Source organism: Pseudomonas fluorescens, assembly GCF_004683905.1.
GTDB classification, from domain to species: domain Bacteria; phylum Pseudomonadota; class Gammaproteobacteria; order Pseudomonadales; family Pseudomonadaceae; genus Aquipseudomonas; species Aquipseudomonas putida_A.
Genome location: NZ_CP038438.1, coordinates 2,378,126 through 2,401,288, shown reverse-complemented (window position 1 = coordinate 2,401,288; position 23,163 = coordinate 2,378,126). Strand labels below are relative to the sequence as shown.

The following is a 23,163-nucleotide window of genomic DNA, read 5'->3' as shown; positions in this document are numbered from 1 at the left end:
GAACACCCCATGCAGCTCTCTTCGCTCACTGCGGTTTCCCCTGTTGACGGCCGCTACGCCGGCAAAACCCAGGCCCTGCGCCCGATTTTCAGCGAGTACGGCCTGATCCGTGCCCGCGTCCTGGTTGAAGTGCGCTGGCTCCAGCGCCTGGCCGCCCACGCCGGTATCCCGGAAGTGCCAGCCTTCTCCGCCGAGGCCAACGCCGTTCTCAATGAACTGGCTGAAAACTTCTCGCTGGAGCACGCTGAGCGCGTCAAAGAGATCGAGCGCACCACCAACCACGACGTCAAGGCGATCGAATACCTGCTCAAGGAGCAGGCGGCCAAGCTGCCGGAGCTGGCCAAGGTCAGCGAGTTCATCCACTTTGCCTGCACCAGTGAAGACATCAACAACCTGTCCCACGCCCTGATGCTGCGCGAAGGCCGTGACGACGTGATGCTGCCGCTGATGCGCCAGACTGCCAACGCCATCCGCGAACTGGCGATCCGTTTCGCCGACGTGCCGATGCTGTCGCGCACCCACGGCCAACCGGCCTCCCCGACTACTCTGGGTAAAGAGCTGGCGAACGTGGTTTACCGTCTCGAGCGTCAGATCGCTCAAGTCGCTGCCGTGCCGCTGCTGGGCAAGATCAATGGCGCCGTAGGCAACTACAACGCGCACCTGTCGGCCTACCCGCAGATCGACTGGGAAGCCAACGCCCGCGCCTTCATCGAAGACGAACTGGGCCTGGGCTTCAACCCGTACACCACGCAGATCGAACCGCATGACTACATCGCCGAGCTGTTCGACGCGATCGCGCGCTTCAACACCATCCTGATCGACTTCGACCGTGACATCTGGGGCTACATTTCCCTGGGTTATTTCAAACAGCGCACCATCGCTGGCGAAATCGGTTCGTCGACCATGCCGCACAAGGTCAACCCGATCGACTTCGAAAACTCCGAAGGCAACCTGGGCATCGCCAATGCACTGTTCCAGCACCTGGCGAGCAAACTGCCGATCTCCCGCTGGCAGCGCGACCTGACCGACTCCACCGTACTGCGCAACCTCGGTGTGGGCTTCGCTCACAGCGTGATCGCCTACGAAGCCAGCCTCAAAGGCATCAGCAAGCTTGAGCTGAACGCTGACAAGATCGCTGCCGATCTGGACGCTTGCTGGGAAGTATTGGCCGAGCCGATCCAGACCGTGATGCGCCGCTACAACATCGAAAACCCGTACGAAAAGCTCAAAGAACTGACCCGCGGCAAGGGCATCAGCCCTGAAGCGCTGCAGACTTTCATCGACGGCCTGGACATGCCAGCCGAAGCGAAAGCCGAGCTGAAACAGCTGACCCCGGCCAACTACATCGGCAACGCTGTGGCGCAAGCCAAACGCATCTGATTCACCGCTTGACCCGTTTGAGACGCCCGGCCGCGCCGGGCGTTTTTATTCCCGTCTGAAAAATGCTTTTTTTCAATAGGTTACACATGAATCCTGATACTCCTCTTCAACTTCTGGGCGGTCTCACGGCGCGCGAATTCATGCGCGATTACTGGCAGAAAAAGCCGCTGCTGATCCGTCAGGCCATCCCTGACTTCGAAAGCCCGATCGACGCCGACGAACTGGCCGGCCTGGCCCTGGAAGAAGAGGTCGAGTCGCGCCTGGTGATCGAGCACGGCGAGCGTCCGTGGGAGCTGCGTCGTGGCCCGTTCGCCGAAGACGAATTCAGCAAGCTGCCGGAAAAAGAGTGGACCCTGCTCGTTCAGGCCGTTGATCAATTCGTCCCGGAAGTCAGCGAGCTGCTGGAAAACTTCCGCTTCCTGCCGAGCTGGCGCGTCGATGACGTGATGATCAGCTTCGCCGCCCCGGGTGGCAGCGTCGGCCCGCACTTCGACAATTACGACGTGTTCCTGCTGCAAGGCCACGGCCAGCGCAACTGGAAGATCGGCCAGATGTGCGACTCCGAGAGCCCGCTGCTGCAACACGCGGATCTGCGCATCCTCGCCGAATTCCACGAGACCGAAGAGTGGGTGCTGGAACCGGGCGACATGCTCTACCTGCCGCCGCGCCTGGCTCACTGCGGTGTCGCCGTGGACAACTGCATGACCTACTCGGTTGGTTTCCGTGCGCCAAGCGCCTCGGAAGTGCTGACCCACTTCACCGACTTCCTCAGCCAGTTCCTGACTGACGAAGAACGCTACACCGACGCCGATGCGAAGCCGGTCAGCGATGATCCACATCAGATCCAGCACGATGCACTCGGCCGCCTGAAAAGCCTGCTCGCCGAACACATGAGTGACGAGCGCCTGCTGCTGACGTGGTTCGGCCAGTACATGACCGAGCCACGCTACCCGGAACTGGTGGTTGGCCCGGAAGACGTTGAAGAAGATGACTTCCTCAACGCTCTGCAGGACGGTGCGGTGCTGATCCGCAACCCGAGCGCGCGCCTGGCCTGGTCGGAAGTCGATGACGATCTGCTGCTGTTCGCCAGCGGCCAGAGCCGTTACCTGCCGGGCAAGCTGCGCGAGCTGCTGAAGATGATCTGCGCCGCCGATGCGCTGCACGTCGACAACCTCGGCGAGTGGCTGAACGACGAAGACGGTCGCGGCCTGCTGTGCGAACTGGTCAAACAAGGCAGCCTGGGATTTGCCGATGAATAAGATTCGCGTACGTGTCGCAGACTGGCAAAAGGACAACGCCGAGATCCGGCGCATTCGTGAAACGGTGTTCATCGCCGAACAATCGGTGCCACCCGAGCTTGAATGGGACGCCGATGACGCGACCGCCGTGCATTTTCTGGCGTTCGAAGGCGACTTTCCGATCGGCACCGCCCGCCTGCTGCCCGACGGGCACATTGGCCGGGTTTCGGTGCTGAAGGACTGGCGCGGCATGAAGGTAGGCGATGCGCTGATGCAAGCGGTCATCGCTGAAGCCGAAGCCCGCGGCCTGCAGCAGCAGATGCTCAGCGCCCAGGTACAGGCCACGGCGTTCTATGAGCGCCTGGGCTTCAGCCTGGTCAGCGAGGAATTCCTCGAAGCCGGGATTCCGCATGTCGATATGGTTCGCCATTCGGCCTGAGACCGCGGCGCGGCTTTCGCGAGCAAGCTCGCTCCCACAGTTGATCTGCAGCAGACACAGATTGTGTGTCAGACAGAGATTCAATGTGGGAGCGAGCTTGCTCGCGAAGAGGCCAGCAAGAACACCACAAAACGCCCCGACATCAACCGATGCCGGGGCGTTTTGCTGTCTACGATTCAACTTGCCCCACCCCGGGCCGACAAACTGGCAATATCAAGCCTTTCGAAAGCGGAGATAACGGACATGTCCCTACGCACCCTGCTCACCACCCTGCTGCTCGGTTGCAGTTTTTCGGTGATGGCAGCCACAGAAATCGTGCCTCTCAACTACCGCACCAGCGCCGACATGTTGCCGATGGCGCAAGACTTTATCGGCAAGGACGGTCAGGTCAGCGCCTATGGCAACCAACTGATCATCAAGGCCGAACCGGACAAGATCCAGGAGTTGAAGGCGCTGATCACTCAACTCGACACTGCGCCCAAACGCCTGTTGATCACGGTTGATACCAATGAAAACAACGGTCGCGGCGATGAAGGCTACTCGGTCAACGGCGCGCAGCCGAATCAGACCCGCATTATCAGCCGCAGCACCGCCAGCCGTGACGGCGGCGTGCAGCAAGTACAGGCCACCGACGGCATGCCGGCGCTGATTCAGGTCGGCCAAAGTGTGCCGATCACCAGCAGCCAGACCAACTCCTACGGCGACTACAGTAGCCAGACCCAATACCGTAACGTCACTCAAGGCTTCTACGTCACCGCCAGCGTCACCGGCGACATCGTTCACCTGGCAATCAGTACCAACCGTGACCGCATGAGCCAGGAACGTCCCGATGTAGTGAACGTGCAAAGTACCGACACAACGGTCAGCGGACGCCTGGGCGAATGGATCACCCTCGCCGGCGTAAATCGCCAGACTCAGGCCGACAAACAGGGCCTGACCCGCAGCTACTCGACTCAAGGCCGAGATGACATGACTTTACGGGTCAAAGTCGACGCCCTGGACTAAAGCACCGAAAACTGACTGATTAGTCGTATTAGACGAAAGATGTAGTGCTTGAAAAAAAGCACTACAAAACGTTTGACGAGCCAAAAAAGCGAAGGCATGATGGCCTCGCTCCCGCTAATCAGAGGCCCTGGCAAGGGCCTTCGAAGCGACGTTCGCACCTACCCCGCGAACCGCTTCGTGTCTGTACCGCCCACAAGGTGTGTTTGACGAGGTTGCCGACTGGAACGAAGTTGTCCCGAGGGACGGAAGCGTAATTAGGTAACCCGGCTTCACGCTGTAGACCGTATAAAGGCCCACGACGCCCTAATGCGCCCGCAGTCCGCCACTACCTGCTCACTTCCCCTCGAGCCCATCGTTCATCCCGTCGCCTCCCCCGCCGAATCCGACTTGACCACCTAAGCTTCTGGTCAGCGAGCGCAGGAATTTTCCACCGCAGAACAACTTTTCATAAAGACGCGACGAGGTTTATCTCCATGGCACTGACACGCGAACAGCAAATTGCAGCCCTTGAAAAAGACTGGGCTGAAAACCCGCGCTGGAAAGGCGTGACTCGCACTTATTCCGCTGCTGACGTCGTCCGTCTGCGTGGCTCGGTTCAACCTGAGCACACCTTTGCGAAAATGGGCGCCGAGAAGCTGTGGAACCTGGTGACCCAGGGTGCCAAGCCGTCCTTCCGCCCAGAGAAAGATTTCGTCAACTGCATGGGCGCCCTGACCGGTGGCCAGGCTGTTCAGCAGGTCAAGGCCGGTATCCAGGCGATCTACCTGTCGGGCTGGCAGGTGGCTGCGGACAACAACTCCGCAGAATCGATGTACCCGGACCAGTCGCTGTACCCGGTGGACTCGGTACCAACCGTGGTCAAGCGCATCAACAACTCGTTCCGTCGTGCTGACCAGATCCAGTGGAAGGCCGGCAAGAACCCGGGCGACGAAGGCTACATCGACTACTTCGCGCCAATCGTGGCTGACGCTGAAGCCGGTTTCGGCGGCGTACTGAACGCCTACGAGTTGATGAAGAGCATGATCGAAGCAGGCGCCGCCGGCGTTCACTTCGAAGACCAACTGGCTTCCGTGAAAAAATGCGGCCACATGGGCGGCAAGGTACTGGTTCCTACTCAGGAAGCCGTACAGAAGCTGACCGCTGCTCGTCTGGCGGCTGACGTTGCCGGCACGCCGACCATCATCCTGGCGCGTACCGACGCCAACGCGGCTGACCTGCTGACTTCGGACTGCGATCCGTACGACCAGCCGTTCGTGACAGGCGAGCGTACTCAGGAAGGCTTCTACAAGGTACGTGCCGGTCTGGATCAGGCGATTGCCCGTGGCCTGGCCTACGCACCGTACGCCGACCTGATCTGGTGCGAAACCGCCAAACCGGATCTGGAAGAAGCCCGTCGCTTCGCTGAAGCGATCAAGAAGGAATACCCGGACCAACTGCTGTCGTACAACTGCTCGCCTTCCTTCAACTGGAAGAAAAACCTGGACGACGCGACCATCGCCAAGTTCCAGCGCGAACTGTCCGCCATGGGCTACAAGCACCAGTTCATCACCCTGGCCGGCATTCACAACATGTGGCACAGCATGTTCAACCTGGCGCACGACTACGCCCGCAACGACATGACTGCCTACGTGAAGCTGCAAGAGCAGGAATTCGCTGACGCCGCCAAGGGTTACACCTTCGTGGCTCACCAGCAGGAAGTGGGCACCGGCTACTTCGACGACATGACCACCGTGATTCAGGGTGGCTCGTCCTCGGTGACCGCGCTGACCGGTTCGACCGAAGAAGAACAGTTCCACTGATTCGGCTTCGCTGAGCAAACGGCCTTTGCGGATCGTATAGAAAACTAACCGCAAAGCCGCAAGACTGACGCCCCGACTGGTTCGGGGCGTTTTTTTTTGCGCGCCGATTCCCCAAACACCACAGCCCCCCCCCTTGTGGGAGCGGGCTTGCTCGCGAAAGCGTAGTGTCAGCTTGCAGATGCGCGACTGACCCACCGCATTCGCGAGCAAGCCCGCTCCCACAGGTTTGACGCCCGCCGCGCGACAAAACATTGATCCAGACCAGTACCCAGGTCAGAAAAATCAGCTAAAACGGGCGCCACCGCTACTTGCAGTAACAGGCATATAAGACAACTTTCTGTTTACTGCACCGCTAAACAGTTACAAAACCACTCCAAACGATATCAATTATCATTTAGCCGCAACTATGTTCGTTACATTCCCTACAAAACATTATTTGCATAAACCCGGCTAATGCCCGCAACGCATGGGCTGCAGGGCATTGGAGGTACGCTATGTCCTTATTCCAATAAATAATTTCGCTATAGGAATTTTACTTGCCGGGTGTTTAGCCATAAAATCAGCGCGATTGATTGCTGCGACATATCGTCACTGCCTATTTCTTTATCAAGCTCAGAGACCTTTGCTCTCTGTTAAGGATTACCAGCATGCCCGAAGCGACAGGACTCATGGCCCACAACTGGGGCTTTGCCATTTTCCTTCTGGGTGTCGTCGGCCTGTGTGCCTTCATGCTTGGCGTCTCCAGCCTCCTCGGGTCAAAAGCCTGGGGCCGCAGCAAAAACGAACCGTTCGAGTCCGGCATGCTACCTACAGGTGGCGCCCGCTTGCGGCTCTCAGCCAAATTCTATCTGGTCGCGATGCTGTTCGTGATCTTCGATATCGAAGCCCTCTTTCTCTTTGCATGGTCTGTGTCCGTCCGCGAAAGCGGCTGGACCGGATTCGTCGAAGCTCTCGTTTTCATAGCAATTCTGTTGGCAGGTCTTGTCTACCTGTTCCGAGTGGGCGCCCTTGACTGGGCTCCGGAAGCTCGTCGCAAGCGGCAGGCGAAGCTGAAACAATGAGGCTTTGGCAATGCAATACAATCTCACCAGAATCGACCCCGATGCTCCTAACGAGCAGTATCCGATCGGCGAACGGGAAACCGTTTCCGATCCGTTAGAGGATCAAGTTCACAAAAACATTTTCATGGGCAAGCTCGAAGACGTGCTGAGTGGCGCGGTCAACTGGGGGCGTAAAAACTCCCTGTGGCCGTACAACTTCGGCCTTTCGTGCTGCTACGTGGAAATGACCACCGCCTTCACGGCGCCCCACGACATCGCGCGCTTTGGCGCCGAAGTTATCCGGGCATCACCGCGTCAGGCCGACTTCATGGTTATCGCCGGTACCTGCTTCATCAAGATGGCGCCGATCATTCAGCGTCTCTACGAGCAGATGCTCGAGCCTAAGTGGGTTATCTCCATGGGTTCGTGCGCCAACTCCGGTGGCATGTACGACATCTACTCCGTGGTTCAAGGGGTGGACAAGTTCCTGCCCGTGGACGTCTACGTACCTGGCTGCCCGCCTCGTCCAGAAGCATTCCTTCAAGGCTTGATGCTGTTGCAGGAATCGATTGGACAGGAGCGTCGTCCGCTTTCCTGGGTCGTTGGCGACCAAGGCGTTTATCGCGCCGACATGCCTTCGCAAAAGGAACAGCGCCGCGAACAGCGAATCGCAGTCACCAATCTGCGCAGCCCTGACGAAGTCTGATCCAGTCTGTTTCAAAGAAACGAGAAGCTGGCTTCATTCTTTACGTTGACCGAAAGCGAAAAAATAACCATGACTACAGGCAGCGCTCTGTACATCCCGCCTTATAAGGCAGACGACCAGGATGTGGTCGTCGAATTGAACAACCGTTTTGGCGCCGAAGCGTTCACCGCTCAGTCGACCCGCACCGGCATGCCGGTGCTGTGGGTGGCGCGCGCCAGACTTGTCGAAGTCCTGACCTTCCTGCGCAACCTGCCCAAGCCGTACGTCATGCTCTATGACCTGCACGGCGTGGACGAGCGCCTGCGTACCAAGCGTCAAGGGCTGCCATCGGGCGCCGACTTCACCGTGTTCTATCACCTCATGTCGCTTGAGCGTAATAGTGACGTGATGATCAAAGTCGCCTTGTCCGAAAGCGACCTGAGCTTGCCGACCGTCACCAGCATCTGGCCGAACGCCAACTGGTACGAGCGTGAAGTCTGGGACATGTACGGCATCGACTTCAAAGGCCACCCGCACCTGTCGCGCATCATGATGCCGCCGACCTGGGAAGGTCACCCGCTGCGCAAGGACTTCCCGGCGCGCGCCACCGAATTCGATCCGTTCAGCCTCAACCTCGCCAAGCAGCAGCTTGAGGAAGAAGCTGCGCGCTTCCGTCCTGAAGACTGGGGCATGAAGCGTTCCGGGGCCAACGAGGACTACATGTTCCTCAACCTGGGCCCGAACCACCCTTCGGCTCACGGTGCGTTCCGCATCATTCTGCAACTCGATGGTGAAGAGATCGTCGACTGCGTACCGGACATCGGTTACCACCACCGTGGTGCCGAGAAGATGGCCGAGCGTCAGTCCTGGCACAGTTTCATCCCCTACACCGACCGTATCGACTACCTCGGCGGCGTGATGAACAACCTGCCGTACGTGCTCTCGGTCGAGAAGCTGGCCGGCATCAAGGTGCCGGAGAAGGTCGACGTCATCCGCATCATGATGGCCGAGTTCTTCCGGATCACCAGCCACCTGCTGTTCCTGGGGACCTACATCCAGGACGTCGGCGCCATGACCCCGGTGTTCTTCACCTTCACCGACCGCCAGAAGGCGTACACGGTGATCGAAGCCATCACCGGTTTCCGTCTGCACCCGGCCTGGTACCGCATCGGTGGCGTCGCCCACGACCTGCCGCGCGGCTGGGACAAACTGGTGAAAGACTTCGTTGAATGGCTGCCAAAGCGCCTCGACGAGTACACCAAGGCTGCCCTGCAGAACAGCATCCTCAAAGGTCGGACCATCGGCGTCGCCCAGTACAACACCAAAGAAGCCCTGGAATGGGGCGTCACCGGTGCCGGCCTGCGTTCGACCGGTTGCGACTTCGACCTGCGTAAAGCGCGTCCATACTCCGGCTACGAGAACTTCGAATTCGAAGTACCGCTGGCCGCCAATGGCGATGCCTACGATCGCTGCATGGTGCGCGTCGAAGAGATGCGCCAGAGCATCAAGATCATCGACCAGTGCATGCGCAACATGCCGGAAGGCCCGTACAAGGCGGATCACCCGCTGACCACGCCGCCGCCGAAAGAGCGCACGCTGCAGCACATCGAAACCCTGATCACGCACTTCCTGCAAGTTTCGTGGGGTCCGGTCATGCCGGCCAACGAATCCTTCCAGATGATCGAAGCGACCAAGGGCATCAACAGTTATTACCTGACGAGCGACGGCGGCACCATGAGCTACCGTACCCGGATCCGTACTCCGAGCTTCCCGCACCTGCAGCAGATCCCTTCGGTGATCAAAGGCAGCATGGTCGCGGACTTGATTGCGTACCTGGGTAGTATCGACTTCGTTATGGCCGACGTGGACCGCTAAGCATGAACAGCACGCTTATCCAGACAGACCGTTTCACCTTGAGTGAAACCGAGCGCTCGGCCATCGAGCACGAGCTGCATCACTACGAAGACCCGCGCGCGGCGTCGATCGAAGCCCTGAAGATCGTTCAGAAAGAGCGCGGCTGGGTGCCGGATGGCGCCCTGTACGCGATCGGCGAGATCCTCGGCATCCCGGCCAGCGACGTTGAAGGCGTGGCGACGTTCTACAGCCAGATCTTCCGTCAGCCGGTCGGCCGTCACATCATTCGCGTCTGCGACAGCATGGTCTGCTACATCGGCGGCCACGAGTCGGTGGTCAGCGAAATCCAGAACAATCTGGGCATCGGCCTGGGTCAGACCACCGCCGACGGTCGTTTCACCCTGCTGCCTGTCTGCTGCCTCGGCAACTGCGACAAGGCACCGGCGCTGATGATCGACGACGACACCTTTGGCGACGTGCAGCCTGCCGGCGTGGCCAAACTGCTCGAGGGCTACGTATGACTCTGACCTCTTTCGGTCCTGCCAACCGCATCAAGCGTTCGGCAGAGACTCACCCGCTGACCTGGCGTCTGCGTGACGACGGCGAAGCCGTGTGGCTCGACGAATACCAGGCCAAGAACGGTTACGCCGCTGCGCGCAAAGCCTTCGCCGACATGGCTCAGGACGACATCGTCCAGACCGTGAAAGACGCCGGCCTCAAAGGTCGCGGCGGTGCAGGCTTCCCCACTGGCGTGAAGTGGGGCCTGATGCCCAAGGACGAATCCATCAACATCCGCTACCTGCTGTGCAACGCGGACGAGATGGAGCCGAACACCTGGAAAGACCGCATGCTGATGGAGCAACTGCCCCATCTGCTGATCGAAGGCATGCTGATCAGTGCCCGCGCGCTGAAAACCTACCGTGGCTACATCTTCCTGCGTGGCGAGTACACCACCGCCGCCAAGCACTTGAATCGTGCCGTGGAAGAAGCCAAGGCTGCAGGCCTGCTGGGCAAGAACATTCTGGGCAGCGGTTTCGACTTCGAACTGTTCGTCCACACCGGCGCCGGGCGTTACATCTGCGGTGAAGAAACCGCACTGATCAACTCCCTCGAAGGCCGCCGCGCCAACCCGCGCTCCAAGCCGCCCTTCCCTGCCGCCGTCGGCGTGTGGGGCAAGCCGACCTGCGTGAACAACGTGGAAACCCTGTGCAACGTGCCGGCGATCATTGCCGACGGCGTTGACTGGTACAAATCGTTGGCCCGCGAAGGCAGCGAAGACATGGGCACCAAGCTCATGGGCTTCTCCGGCAAGGTCAAGAATCCGGGCCTGTGGGAGCTGCCATTCGGCGTCACCGGTCGCGAACTGTTCGAAGACTACGCCGGCGGCATGCGCGACGGTTACAAGCTCAAGGCTTGGCAGCCAGGTGGCGCCGGTACCGGTTTCCTGTTGCCGGAACACCTCGACGCACAGATGTACGCCGGCGGCATCGCCAAAGTGGGCACCCGGATGGGTACCGGCCTGGCCATGGCGGTGGACGACAGCGTCAACATGGTCTCCTTGCTGCGCAACATGGAGCAGTTCTTCGCTCGCGAATCCTGCGGTTTCTGCACCCCGTGCCGTGATGGCCTGCCATGGAGCGTCAAGCTCTTGATGGCCATCGAAGAAGGCCGTGGTCAGCCAGGCGACATCGAGACCCTGCTGGGTCTGGTCGGCTTCCTCGGCCCAGGCAAGACCTTCTGTGCTCACGCACCGGGTGCCGTGGAGCCGTTGGGCAGTGCCATCAAATACTTCCGTCCAGAGTTCGAAGCCGGTATCGCGCCTGCAAGCGCCGCCGTCCCGCCTCTGGCAAGGCCGATCGTAATCGGCGCGTAAACGCTTAAAAAGGCGGAGGGTCCGTGCCCTTCGCCTTTCGTCCGATGACGCCTTTCGGGGCTGACTGGATTCGGACGGATAACAAGATTCCATTAGCCACGCCCGCTGACACCGGGCCAACGAAGACCTTTGAACCATGGCCACTATCCACGTAGACGGCAAAGCGCTCGAAGTCGACGGGGCAGACAACCTGTTACAGGCATGTCTGTCGCTGGGCCTCGACATCCCTTATTTCTGCTGGCACCCCGCGCTTGGTAGCGTCGGGGCCTGCCGCCAGTGCGCGGTCAAGCAGTACACCGACGAGAACGACACCCGTGGTCGCATCGTCATGTCCTGCATGACCCCTGCCACCGACAACACCTGGATCTCCATCGACGATGAAGAATCCAAGGCGTTCCGCGCCAGTGTTGTCGAATGGCTGATGACCAACCACCCGCACGACTGCCCTGTGTGCGAAGAAGGCGGTCACTGCCACCTGCAAGACATGACGGTGATGACCGGCCACAACGAGCGCCGTTATCGCTTCACCAAACGCACCCACCAGAACCAGCAACTGGGCCCGTTCATTTCCCACGAAATGAACCGCTGCATCGCCTGCTACCGCTGCGTGCGTTTCTACAAGGACTACGCCGGCGGCACCGACCTCGGTGTATTCGGCGCCCACGACAACGTGTACTTCGGTCGCGTTGAAGACGGCACCCTCGAAAGCGAGTTCTCCGGCAACCTCACCGAGGTCTGCCCGACCGGTGTGTTCACCGACAAGACTCACTCCGAGCGCTACAACCGTAAATGGGACATGCAGTTCTCGCCGAGCATCTGCCATGGCTGCTCCAGCGGTTGCAACATTTCCCCGGGCGAGCGTTACGGCGAACTGCGTCGCATCGAAAACCGTTTCAACGGTTCGGTGAACCAGTACTTCCTGTGCGACCGTGGCCGTTTCGGTTATGGCTACGTCAACCGCACCGACCGTCCACGTCAGCCACTGCTGGCCGACGGCACCAAGCTGGGCCTGGATCAGGCGCTGGACAAGGCGGCCGATCTGCTGCGCGGGCGCAACATCGTCGGTATCGGTTCGCCGCGTGCCAGCCTCGAAAGCAACTACGCGTTGCGTGAACTGGTGGGCGCCGAGCACTTCTTCTCCGGTATCGAAGCCTCCGAACTGGAGCGCATCCGTCTGGTCCTGCAAGTGCTCAAAGACAGCCCGCTGCCCGTGCCGAACATGCGCGAAATCGAAGACCACGACGCGATCTTCGTCCTCGGTGAAGACCTGACCCAGACCGCCGCCCGTATGGCGCTGTCCCTGCGTCAGTCGGTCAAGGGCAAAGCTGAAGACATGGCCGAAGCCATGCGCGTTCAGCCGTGGCTCGATGCCGCGGTGAAGAACATCGGTCAGCACGAACTGAACCCGCTGTTCATCGCCAGCCTGGCGGAAACCAAGCTCGACGACATCGCGGAAGAGTGCGTTCACGCCGCTCCGGACGATCTGGCGCGTATCGGTTTCGCCGTGGCTCACGCGCTGGACGCCAGCGCCCCGGCCGTTGAAGGTCTGGACGCCGAAGCACTGGAACTGGCTCAGCGCATCGCTGACGCCCTGCTCGCGGCCAAGCGCCCGCTGATCATCGCCGGTACTTCGCTGGGTTCCAAAGCCTTGATCGAAGCCGCTGCGAACATCGCCAAGGCCCTGAAGCTGCGCGAGAAGAACGGTTCGATCAGCCTGATCGTGCCGGAAGCCAACAGCCTTGGCCTGGCCATGCTCGGTGGCGAATCGGTCGACGCGGCGCTGCAAGCCGTGATCGACGGCAAGGCCGACGCCATCGTCGTGCTGGAAAACGATCTGTACACCCGTACTTCGAAAGCCAAGGTCGACGCCGCGCTGAACGCTGCGAAAGTAGTGATCGTTGCCGACCACCAGAAGACCGCCACCACCGACCGCGCGCAACTGGTGCTGCCAGCGGCGAGCTTCGCTGAAGGCGACGGTACGCTGGTCAGCCAGGAAGGCCGCGCCCAGCGCTTCTTCCAGGTTTTCGATCCGCAATACATGGATGCGAGCATCCTGGTTCACGAAGGCTGGCGCTGGCTGCACGCCCTGCGCTCGACCCTGCTGAATCAGCCGATCGACTGGACGCAACTCGACCACGTCACCGCTGCCGTGGCGTCGAGCACCGAGCAACTGGCGCGTATCGTCGACGCCGCGCCGTCTGCCGCGTTCCGCATCAAGGGTCTGAAACTGGCGCGTGAGCCGCTGCGTTATTCTGGTCGCACCGCGATGCGCGCCGACATCAGCGTTCACGAACCGCGTACCCCGCAAGACAAAGACACCGCGTTTGCCTTCTCCATGGAAGGTTACTCGGGCTCTGCCGAACCGCGTCAGCAGGTACCGTTTGCCTGGTCGCCGGGCTGGAACTCGCCGCAAGCCTGGAACAAGTTCCAGGACGAAGTCGGTGGTCACCTGCGTGCTGGCGACCCGGGCACCCGCCTGATCGAAAGCGCCGGCGATTCGCTGAACTGGTTCGCCGCTGCTCCGCGCGCATTCAACCCGGCGCCGGGCACCTGGCAGGCCGTGCCGTTCTACCACCTGTTCGGCAGCGACGAAAACTCGTCGAAAGCCGCGCCGGTACAGGAACGCATCCCGGCGCCATACGTCGCTCTGGCCAAATCCGAAGCGGATCGCCTGGGCGTCAACGACGGTGCTCTGCTGAGCCTGAACGTGGCCGGCCAGACCCTGCGTCTGCCGCTGCGCATCAATGAAGAACTGGGCGCGGGTCTGGTGGCCTTGCCTGCGGGCATCGCCGGCATTCCACCGGCATTCGCCGGCCTGTCCGTCGACGGTCTGCAGGAGGCAGCGCAATGACCTGGTTCACCCCTGAAGTGATCGATGTGATCCTGACGGTCATCAAAGCCATCGTGATTCTGCTGGCCGTTGTGGTCGCGGGCGCGTTGCTCAGCTTTGTCGAACGTCGCCTGCTGGGCTGGTGGCAGGACCGTTACGGTCCGAACCGCGTTGGCCCGTTCGGCATGTTCCAGATCGCCGCCGACATGCTGAAGATGTTCTTCAAGGAAGACTGGACCCCGCCGTTTGCCGACAAGGTGATCTTCACCCTGGCACCGGTGGTCGCCATGTCCGCCCTGCTGATCGCGTTCGCGATCATCCCGATCACCCCGACTTGGGGCGTCGCGGATCTGAACATCGGCCTGCTGTTCTTCTTCGCCATGGCTGGTCTGTCGGTCTACGCGGTGCTGTTCGCCGGCTGGTCGAGCAACAACAAGTTCGCCCTGCTCGGCAGCTTGCGTGCTTCGGCGCAGACCGTGTCCTACGAAGTGTTCATGGGCCTGTCCCTGATGGGCATCGTGGTGCAGGTCGGCTCGTTCAACATGCGCGACATCGTCGAGTACCAGGCGCAGAACCTGTGGTTCATCATTCCGCAGTTTTTCGGCTTCTGTACTTTCTTCATCGCTGGCGTGGCCGTGACTCACCGTCACCCGTTCGACCAGCCGGAAGCGGAACAGGAACTGGCAGACGGTTACCACATTGAATACGCCGGTATGAAATGGGGCATGTTCTTCGTCGGTGAATACATCGGCATCATCCTGATCTCGGCGCTGCTGGTCACCCTGTTCTTCGGTGGCTGGCACGGTCCGTTCGGCATCCTGCCGCAACTGTCCTTCGTCTGGTTCGCACTGAAGACCGCGTTCTTCATCATGCTGTTCATCCTGCTGCGCGCTTCCATCCCGCGTCCGCGTTATGACCAGGTGATGGATTTCAGCTGGAAATTCTGCCTGCCACTGACCCTGATCAATTTGCTGATAACCGCTGCGGTTGTGTTGTGGAACACACCTGCGGTTGCGGTTCAGTGAGGATTTGACCCATGTTCAAATATATTGGCGACATCGTTAAGGGTACCGGTACCCAGTTGCGCAGCCTGGTCATGGTCTTCGGCCATGGCTTCCGCAAGCGCGACACCTTGCAATACCCGGAAGAGCCGGTCTACCTGCCGCCACGCTACCGTGGTCGCATCGTCCTGACCCGTGACCCCGATGGCGAAGAGCGTTGCGTAGCCTGCAACCTGTGCGCCGTGGCTTGCCCGGTAGGTTGCATCTCGCTGCAGAAAGCTGAAACCGAAGACGGTCGCTGGTACCCGGACTTCTTCCGTATCAACTTTTCGCGCTGCATTTTCTGCGGTCTCTGCGAGGAAGCCTGTCCGACCACCGCAATCCAGTTGACCCCGGATTTCGAGATGGCCGAGTTCAAACGTCAGGACCTGGTGTACGAGAAAGAAGATCTTTTGATCTCCGGCCCCGGCAAAAACCCTGATTACAACTTCTATCGTGTTGCAGGTATGGCAATCGCTGGCAAGCCGAAAGGCTCTGCGCAGAACGAAGCCGAACCGATCAACGTGAAGAGCTTGCTGCCTTAAGGAAGAACGATGGAATTCGCTTTCTATTTCGCATCGGGTATCGCGGTGGTGTCCACGCTTCGTGTGGTCACCAACACCAACCCTGTGCACGCCCTGCTCTACCTGATCATCTCGTTGATCGCCGTGGCCATGACCTTCTTCGCCCTCGGCGCACCGTTCGCCGGCGTGCTGGAAGTGATCGCCTACGCCGGCGCCATCATGGTGCTGTTCGTGTTCGTGGTGATGATGCTGAATCTGGGCCCGGCCTCGGTTCAGCAGGAACGCACCTGGCTCAAGCCCGGCATCTGGGCAGGGCCGGTGATTCTCGCCGCCCTGCTGCTGGCCGAACTGCTGTATGTGCTGTTCGCTCACCAGAGCGGCCAGGCCATCGGCCACACCACCGTCGATGCAAAAGCCGTGGGCGTCAGCCTGTTCGGTCCGTATCTGCTGGTGGTCGAACTCGCCTCGATGCTGCTGCTCGCTGCAGCCGTCACGGCGTTCCATTTGGGCCGTAACGAGGCGAAGGAGTAAGACATGCCTGCTATCCCTCTCGAACATGGATTGGCCGTTGCCGGCATCCTGTTCTGCCTTGGTCTGGTCGGCCTGATGGTCCGCCGCAACATTTTGTTCGTGTTGATGAGTCTGGAAGTGATGATGAACGCCTCTGCCCTGGCCTTCATCGTTGCAGGCGCCCGTTGGGGCCAACCGGATGGACAGATCATGTTCATCCTGGTGATCAGCCTGGCAGCCGCCGAGGCCAGTATTGGCCTGGCGATCCTGCTGCAACTGTATCGCCGCTTCCACACGCTCGATATCGACGCTGCCAGTGAGATGCGCGGATGAACCTAATCTTTCTGACTTTTGTATTCCCTCTGATCGGTTTCCTGCTGCTGTCGTTCTCCCGTGGACGCTGGTCGGAAAACCTCTCGGCGCTGATCGGCGTGGGCTCCATTGGCTTGTCGGCGATTGTCGCCGCCTACGTCATCTGGCAATTCAACGTCGCGCCGCCCGAAGGTGGTCACTACACCCTGGTGCTGTGGAAGTGGATGGCGGTCGAAGGATTCAAGCCTGACTTCGCCCTCTACATCGATGGCCTGTCGATCACCATGCTCGGCGTGGTGGTGGGCGTGGGTTTCCTGATCCACCTGTTCGCGTCCTGGTACATGCGCGGCGAAGCGGGCTACTCGCGCTTCTTCTCGTACACCAACCTGTTTATCGCCAGCATGCTGTTCCTGGTCCTCGGCGATAACCTGTTGTTCCTGTACTTCGGCTGGGAGGGCGTGGGTCTGTGCTCGTACCTGTTGATCGGTTTCTACTACAGCAACCGCAACAACGGTAACGCCGCACTCAAGGCTTTCATCGTGACCCGGATCGGCGACGTGTTCATGGCCATCGGCCTGTTCATCCTGTTCCAGCAAGTGGGCACGCTGAACATCCAGGAACTGCTGGTGCTGGCACCGCAGAAATTCCAGGTCGGCGACTTCTGGATCACCCTGGCGACCCTGATGCTGCTGGGTGGTGCGGTCGGTAAGTCGGCGCAACTGCCACTGCAAACCTGGCTCGCGGACGCGATGGCCGGTCCGACCCCGGTGTCGGCACTGATCCACGCTGCAACCATGGTGACCGCCGGTGTCTACCTGATCGCCCGTACCCACGGTCTGTTCACCCTGGCGCCGGAAATCCTGCACCTGGTCGGCATCGTTGGTGGTGTGACTCTGGTACTGGCCGGTTTCGCCGCACTGGTACAGACCGACATCAAACGTATCCTCGCCTACTCGACCATGAGCCAGATCGGCTACATGTTCCTGGCGCTGGGCGTTGGTGCCTGGGATGGCGCGATTTTCCACCTGATGACCCACGCCTTCTTCAAGGCCCTGCTGTTCCTTGCTTCCGGTGCGGTGATCGTTGCCTGCCACCACGAGCAGAACATCTTCAAGATGGGCGGTCTGTGGAAAAAGCTGCCACTGGCCTACGCCAGCTTCATCGTCGGTGGTGCTGCACTGGCCGCCCTGCCACTGGTCACCGCAGGCTTCTACTCCAAGGACGAAATCCTTTGGGAAGCGTTCGCCAGCGGCAACCACGGTCTGCTTTACGCAGGTCTGGTCGGCGCGTTCATGACTTCGCTGTACACCTTCCGCCTGATCTTCATCACGTTCCACGGTGAAGCCAAGACCGAAGCCCACGCCGGTCACGGCATTGCTCACTGGCTGCCACTGTCGGTGCTGATCGTGCTGTCGACCTTCGTCGGCGCCATGATCGTTCCGCCGCTGCACGGCGTACTGCCTGAAAGCGTTGGCCATGCCGGTGGCGAAGCCAAGCACAGTCTGGAAATCGCCTCGGGCGCCATTGCTCTGGCCGGTATCCTGCTGGCGGCCCTGCTGTTCCTCGGCAAGCGTCGCTTCGTGACCGCGATCGCCAACAGCGGCGTCGGCCGTTTCCTTTCGGCCTGGTGGTTCGCTGCCTGGGGCTTCGACTGGATCTACGACAAACTGTTCGTCAAGCCGTACCTTGCGATCAGCCATGTACTACGCAGAGACCCGCTCGACCAGACCATCGGTCTGATCCCGCGTATGGCCAAAGGCGGTCACACCGCCCTGAGCCGCACCGAGACCGGTCAACTGCGTTGGTATGCCGCCTCGATGGCTGCTGGTGCCGTGCTGGTAATCGGCGCCATCGTGCTGGTAGCGGTCTGATATGAACCTTGCGAATTTGCGAAAGGAAACGAGCCCGTCATGATTCTGCCTTGGCTAATCCTGATCCCCTTCATCGGCGGCCTGCTGTGCTGGATGGGTGAGCGCTTCGGCGCTACCCTCCCCCGCTGGATTGCGCTGTTGACCATGACCCTGGAACTCGCCCTCGGCCTCTGGCTGTGGGCCCACGGTGACTATTCATTTGCGCCGGCGCCTGGCGCCGATCCGACCTGGGCGCTCGAGTTCAAGCACGTCTGGATCCAGCGCTTCGGCATCAACGTGCACCTGGCCCTCGACGGTCTGTCGCTGTTGATGATCCTGCTGACCGGTCTGCTGGGTATCCTCTCGGTACTCTGCTCGTGGAAAGAGATTCAACGTCACGTTGGCTTCTTCCACCTGAACCTGATGTGGATCCTGGGCGGCGTGGTCGGCGTGTTCCTCGCCCTCGACCTGTTCATGTTCTTCTTCTTCTGGGAAATGATGCTGGTGCCGATGTACTTCCTCATCGCGCTCTGGGGTCACAGTTCTTCGGACGGCAAGAAAACCCGGATCTACGCAGCAACCAAGTTCTTCATCTTCACTCAGGCTTCCGGCCTGATCATGCTGGTGGCGATCCTCGGTCTGGTGCTGGTCAACTTCAACAACACTGGCGTGATTACCTTCAACTACGCCGACCTGTTGAAGACCAAGATGTCGATGACCACCGAGTACATCCTGATGCTCGGCTTCTTCATCGCCTTCGCGGTCAAGCTGCCAGTCGTACCGTTCCACTCGTGGTTGCCTGACGCGCACGCCCAGGCGCCAACTGCCGGTTCCGTCGACCTCGCCGGTATCCTGCTGAAAACCGCGGCCTACGGTCTGCTGCGTTTCGCCCTGCCGCTGTTCCCGAATGCTTCGGCCGAGTTCGCGCCGATCGCCATGACCCTCGGTCTGATCGGGATCTTCTACGGTGCGTTCCTCGCGTTCGCGCAAACCGACATCAAGCGTCTGATCGCCTTCTCGTCCGTTTCCCACATGGGCTTCGTACTGATCGGCATCTACTCCGGCAGCCAACTGGCACTGCAAGGTGCAGTGATCCAGATGCTGGCGCACGGTCTGTCGGCCGCAGCACTGTTTATCCTCAGCGGTCAGTTGTACGAGCGTCTGCACACTCGTGACATGCGTGAGATGGGCGGTCTGTGGTCGCGTATCGCGTACCTGCCGGCGATCAGCCTGTTCTTCGCCGCCGCTTCGCTGGGTCTGCCGGGTACCGGTAACTTCGTCGGCGAGTTCCTGATCCTGATCGGTACGTTCGCCAGTGCGCCATGGATCACCGCGATTGCCACTTCCGGTCTGGTGTTCGGTTCGGTCTACTCGCTGATCATGATTCACCGTGCCTACTTCGGTCCGTCGAAATCGGATTCGATCCTGCACGGCATGGACGGTCGCGAACTGATCATGGTGCTGGGCCTAGCGGTGCTGCTGATTTACCTCGGCGTCTACCCGCAACCGTTCCTCGACACTTCCGCCGCCACGATGCATGGCGTGCAGCAGTGGCTCGGCACCGCCTTCACTCAACTCGCTTCGGCCCGGTAAGAGCGCTATGGAATTCACGATTCAACACTTTATTGCGCTAGCGCCACTGTTGATCACCAGCCTCACCATTATCGTGGTGATGCTGGCAATCGCCTGGCGCCGCAACCACTCGCAGACCTTCCTGATCTCGGTCGCCGGTCTGAACCTGGCCCTGCTGTCGATCCTGCCAGCCCTGAAAGTCGCGCCTCTGGCTGTGACTCCTTTGCTGCAAGTCGACACCTTCGCCTGCCTGTACATGGCGCTGATCCTGGTCGCCACCCTCGCCTGTGTGACCCTCGCCCACGCCTACCTCGGCGATGGCGGTTCGGGTTACCCGGGCAACCGTGAAGAACTGTACCTGCTGATCCTGATGGCCGCCGCCGGTGGTCTGGTTCTGGTCAGCGCGCAGCACCTGGCCGGCCTGTTCATCGGTCTGGAACTGCTGTCGGTGCCGGTCTACGGTCTGGTGGCTTACGCCTTCTTCAACAAGCGTTCGCTGGAAGCCGGTATCAAGTACATGGTGCTGTCGGCGGCCGGTTCCGCGTTCCTGTTGTTCGGTATGGCCCTGCTCTACGCTGACGCCGGCACCCTGAGCTTCAACGGTATCGGTCAGGCGCTGGCTACCACCAACCTGCCGAGCTCGCTGGCGCAGTTGGGTCTGGGCATGATGCTGATCGGTCTGGCATTCAAGCTGTCGCTGGTACCGTTCCACCTGTGGACGCCGGACGTGTACGAAGGTGCTCCGGCGCCGGTCGCCGCGTTCCTCGCCACGGCGTCGAAGGTTGCCGTATTCGCGGTGATGGTGCGTCTGTTCCAGATCTCCCCTGCCGCGAGCAGTGGCGTGCTGAGCGACGTACTGAGCGTGATCGCCGTCGCCTCGATCCTGTTCGGTAACCTGCTGGCCCTGACCCAGAGCAACCTCAAGCGTCTGCTCGGTTACTCGTCCATCGCGCACTTCGGCTACCTGCTGATTGCCCTGGTGGCGAGCAAGGGTCTGGCGGTGGAAGCCATCGGCGTGTACCTGGTTACTTATGTGATCACCAGCCTCGGCGCGTTCGGCGTGATCACTCTGATGTCCTCGCCGTACAACGGCCGTGACGCCGACGCGCTGTACGAGTACCGCGGCCTGTTCTGGCGCCGTCCGTACCTGACCGCCGTGCTGACCGTGATGATGCTGTCCCTGGCCGGTATTCCGCTGACCGCTGGCTTCATCGGCAAGTTCTACATCATCGCCACCGGTGTCGAGTCGCACCAATGGTGGCTGGTCGGTTCGCTGGTACTGGGCAGCGCCATCGGCGTGTTCTACTACCTGCGCGTGATGGTCACCCTGTACCTGATCGAACCGAACCTGCGCCGCCACGACGCCCAACTGCACTGGGAACAGAAGGCAGGCGGCGTGATGTTGCTGGCCATCGCCCTGGTCGCGTTCTTCCTCGGTGTGTACCCGCAGCCATTGCTGACCCTGGTTCAGCAGGCGGGTCTGGCGGGCTGATTGCTCGACTGGCTGGAAACGGAAACGGCACCTTCGGGTGCCGTTTTTGTTTTACGGATTCTATGCAGCAACAAATAACCTGTGGCGAGGGAGCTTGCTCCCGCTGGGACGCGAAGCGGCCCCGCTGTTCAGCTGAGAAGCGGGGACTGCTACGCAGTCCAGCGGGAGCAAGCTCCCTCGCCACAATGGCATCACAGTTTCTTCACCATTGGCACGCAGGCCAGTTGCAGACCAGAAGGCGATTGATAAATTGCACTCCCCTCCCCGATGTAACCGCAGCGCCGGTAAAAATCGACAGCGTTCAATGTCGCGTCCAGACACACCTCTGCCAGCCCCAGCTCCCGCGCCAGATCTTCGAGAAAGAACAGAACACGCTTGCCCAGCCCACGCTGCATGAAATCCGGGCGGATGAAGATTGCGCCGATTTCATGCTGCTCCAGATCAAGCATTCCAGTTGCTACAGGTTCACCCTCAGTGCAGACCAGATAGAAATGCTTTGCCATGAGCGTGTCGTAGCCGTCTTCGGCCGCTCCTTTGGTCCAGTCGAGCATTTGCTGCTGGCTGTAGGCACCGATGCATTGGTGCCGGATGGCCAGTCGCCGAATGTCGAACGCGATCTGCGCATCGTCCGGGGTAGCTCTTCTGATGTCGAACATTTCTCTCTCCTTGAGCCATGTGCGGACGGGGCATGAAAAAGCCCCGTCCATTGCTGGCGGGGCTTTGGGTAAACGTCAAATGACAAACACGTATGACCTTATGGCCCGCCGGAAGCGGTCATGGAGGAGCACATCTTGGTCATTCGAAGTTGGACAGTCATGGGGCGATAGTGCTGCGGATTGTTCCGACACGTCAACTGCTAAGCCTCCTCGCTACTCAATCGAACGTTCTCACCACACTCGTCGATTCGTCCTACAGGTGTTTTTACGACCGGCGTCTACCGTTCAAAAAGGGACGAAAAGGACGGCCTGGAGGCCTTGACCGATTCGATTATCGAGACAACACTATACGTAGGTAGCGTACAGAACATGGATGCTCTATTTATCGAATTGCCTGTGTTTCAGAAGCACCGAGACGACTATCTGGATGACGATCTGTTTCGCAGCTTTCAATTGGAGTTGCTGAAAAATCCGGAAGCGGGCGATCTCATCGAGGACACAGGCGGGCTTCGTAAAATTCGCTTCAGCGACCAACGAAGAGGGAAAGGCAAGCGCAGCGGATTACGAGTGATTTATTACTGGTGGCCAGGCTTCGATCAGTTCTGGCTCTTTACCGTCTTCAACAAAAACGAGCAGGACGATTTGACGCCTGCCCAGAAAAAGCTTTTCAGAAAAACACTGGATAGAGAACTCAACGCGAGAAGCCACTATGAAACGTGACATTTTTTCCGAACTGATGGATGGACTGGAAGCACTGGCCGATGAACGCCAAGGCAAAATCACCTTGCGTACCCATAAGGTTCAGCTGCCAAAACTGATGCCGATCACTGCTGAGGAAGTGATAGCCATCCGTCAGCAACTTAATCTTTCCCGGTCAGTTTTCGCGATGTATCTACGCACCAATACGCGAACGCTCGAGAACTGGGAGCAAGGACGAGCTACGCCCAATGCTCAGGCCACAACCCTGATCCGTCTGGTCGAGCGTTTTCCACAGACAATCGAACAACTCGCAGCCCTGACCTGACACGGGGTTTTGATTCCAGCCACATGACGAAATTGTAATT

General features: G+C 60.0%; 21 protein-coding genes. 20 read left to right on the top strand and 1 reads right to left on the bottom strand.

Annotated elements, in window-relative coordinates:
• The first annotated feature begins 9 nt into the window (after positions 1–9).
• From purB to nuoN, 18 genes are all read left to right on the top strand, one after another.
• Positions 10–1,380 carry an adenylosuccinate lyase gene (purB, locus tag E4T63_RS10765; protein ID WP_027614666.1) on the top strand — a complete coding sequence of 457 codons (1,371 nt, stop codon included), beginning with the start codon at positions 10–12 and terminating at the stop codon, positions 1,378–1,380.
• 86 nt (positions 1,381–1,466) lie between these two features.
• Positions 1,467–2,639, top strand: coding sequence for a cupin domain-containing protein (locus tag E4T63_RS10760; protein ID WP_003223820.1), 1,173 nt, complete (start codon positions 1,467–1,469; stop codon positions 2,637–2,639).
• Entirely contained in the window at positions 2,632–3,057 is a 426-nt protein-coding gene (locus E4T63_RS10755) for a GNAT family N-acetyltransferase (protein WP_003223818.1), read from the top strand. Before E4T63_RS10760 ends, E4T63_RS10755 begins: the two co-directional genes overlap by 8 nt.
• 243 nt (positions 3,058–3,300) lie before the next feature.
• A complete protein-coding gene (locus E4T63_RS10750; protein WP_096795640.1) occupies positions 3,301–4,062 on the top strand; it encodes a secretin N-terminal domain-containing protein in 762 nt (253 codons plus the stop codon).
• A gap of 473 nt (positions 4,063–4,535) precedes the next feature.
• Entirely contained in the window at positions 4,536–5,861 is a 1,326-nt protein-coding gene (gene aceA, locus E4T63_RS10745) for an isocitrate lyase (protein WP_003223815.1), read from the top strand.
• 647 nt (positions 5,862–6,508) lie between these two features.
• Positions 6,509–6,922, top strand: coding sequence for an NADH-quinone oxidoreductase subunit A (locus E4T63_RS10740; RefSeq protein WP_003223812.1), 414 nt, complete (start codon positions 6,509–6,511; stop codon positions 6,920–6,922).
• A gap of 10 nt (positions 6,923–6,932) precedes the next feature.
• Positions 6,933–7,607 carry a NuoB/complex I 20 kDa subunit family protein gene (locus E4T63_RS10735; protein WP_003223809.1) on the top strand — a complete coding sequence of 225 codons (675 nt, stop codon included), beginning with the start codon at positions 6,933–6,935 and terminating at the stop codon, positions 7,605–7,607.
• Between the two features lie 69 nt (positions 7,608–7,676).
• Positions 7,677–9,461 (top strand): NADH-quinone oxidoreductase subunit C/D, encoded by a 1,785-nt coding sequence (nuoC, locus tag E4T63_RS10730; protein ID WP_027614664.1) that lies wholly within the window; start codon positions 7,677–7,679, stop codon positions 9,459–9,461.
• 2 nt (positions 9,462–9,463) lie between these two features.
• On the top strand, positions 9,464–9,961 hold the full coding sequence (gene nuoE, locus E4T63_RS10725) for an NADH-quinone oxidoreductase subunit NuoE (RefSeq protein ID WP_003223804.1): 498 nt from the start codon (positions 9,464–9,466) through the stop codon (positions 9,959–9,961).
• Positions 9,958–11,313: an NADH-quinone oxidoreductase subunit NuoF gene (gene nuoF, locus E4T63_RS10720; RefSeq protein ID WP_041073222.1), complete on the top strand. Its 1,356-nt coding sequence runs from the start codon at positions 9,958–9,960 to the stop codon at positions 11,311–11,313. The genes nuoE and nuoF overlap by 4 nt, the downstream gene beginning before the upstream one ends.
• Positions 11,314–11,449: 136 nt before the next feature.
• Positions 11,450–14,164 (top strand): NADH-quinone oxidoreductase subunit NuoG, encoded by a 2,715-nt coding sequence (gene nuoG / locus E4T63_RS10715; RefSeq protein WP_135295442.1) that lies wholly within the window; start codon positions 11,450–11,452, stop codon positions 14,162–14,164.
• The gene (gene nuoH / locus E4T63_RS10710) at positions 14,161–15,168 is read left to right on the top strand and encodes an NADH-quinone oxidoreductase subunit NuoH (protein WP_003223797.1); all 1,008 of its coding nucleotides are present in this window, start codon (positions 14,161–14,163) and stop codon (positions 15,166–15,168) included. Before nuoG ends, nuoH begins: the two co-directional genes overlap by 4 nt.
• 11 nt (positions 15,169–15,179) lie before the next feature.
• The gene (gene nuoI, locus E4T63_RS10705; protein WP_003223795.1) at positions 15,180–15,728 is read left to right on the top strand and encodes an NADH-quinone oxidoreductase subunit NuoI; all 549 of its coding nucleotides are present in this window, start codon (positions 15,180–15,182) and stop codon (positions 15,726–15,728) included.
• Positions 15,729–15,737: 9 nt separating this feature from the next.
• Positions 15,738–16,238 carry an NADH-quinone oxidoreductase subunit J gene (gene nuoJ, locus E4T63_RS10700; protein WP_003223793.1) on the top strand — a complete coding sequence of 167 codons (501 nt, stop codon included), beginning with the start codon at positions 15,738–15,740 and terminating at the stop codon, positions 16,236–16,238.
• A gap of 3 nt (positions 16,239–16,241) precedes the next feature.
• A complete protein-coding gene (gene nuoK / locus E4T63_RS10695; protein WP_003223790.1) occupies positions 16,242–16,550 on the top strand; it encodes an NADH-quinone oxidoreductase subunit NuoK in 309 nt (102 codons plus the stop codon).
• Positions 16,547–18,400 (top strand): NADH-quinone oxidoreductase subunit L, encoded by a 1,854-nt coding sequence (gene nuoL / locus E4T63_RS10690; protein ID WP_135295441.1) that lies wholly within the window; start codon positions 16,547–16,549, stop codon positions 18,398–18,400. The genes nuoK and nuoL overlap by 4 nt, the downstream gene beginning before the upstream one ends.
• Positions 18,401–18,439: 39 nt before the next feature.
• Positions 18,440–19,972, top strand: a complete 1,533-nt coding sequence (nuoM, locus tag E4T63_RS10685; protein ID WP_003223785.1) for an NADH-quinone oxidoreductase subunit M — start codon at positions 18,440–18,442, stop codon at positions 19,970–19,972.
• A 7-nt stretch (positions 19,973–19,979) separates the two neighbouring features.
• Positions 19,980–21,443 carry an NADH-quinone oxidoreductase subunit NuoN gene (gene nuoN / locus E4T63_RS10680; RefSeq protein ID WP_003223784.1) on the top strand — a complete coding sequence of 488 codons (1,464 nt, stop codon included), beginning with the start codon at positions 19,980–19,982 and terminating at the stop codon, positions 21,441–21,443.
• Positions 21,444–21,634: 191 nt separating this feature from the next.
• Here the strand turns inward: nuoN and E4T63_RS10675 are convergent, their stop codons facing one another.
• A complete protein-coding gene (locus tag E4T63_RS10675; protein ID WP_135295440.1) occupies positions 21,635–22,099 on the bottom strand; it encodes a GNAT family N-acetyltransferase in 465 nt (154 codons plus the stop codon).
• A gap of 369 nt (positions 22,100–22,468) precedes the next feature.
• Here E4T63_RS10675 and E4T63_RS10670 point away from each other — a divergent pair, with 369 nt between their 5' ends.
• Both E4T63_RS10670 and E4T63_RS10665 read left to right on the top strand, forming a co-directional pair.
• The gene (locus tag E4T63_RS10670; protein WP_135296915.1) at positions 22,469–22,819 is read left to right on the top strand and encodes a toxin; all 351 of its coding nucleotides are present in this window, start codon (positions 22,469–22,471) and stop codon (positions 22,817–22,819) included.
• Positions 22,809–23,123 carry a helix-turn-helix domain-containing protein gene (locus E4T63_RS10665; protein WP_027614657.1) on the top strand — a complete coding sequence of 105 codons (315 nt, stop codon included), beginning with the start codon at positions 22,809–22,811 and terminating at the stop codon, positions 23,121–23,123. The genes E4T63_RS10670 and E4T63_RS10665 overlap by 11 nt, the downstream gene beginning before the upstream one ends.
• The last annotated feature ends 40 nt before the right edge of the window (positions 23,124–23,163 follow it).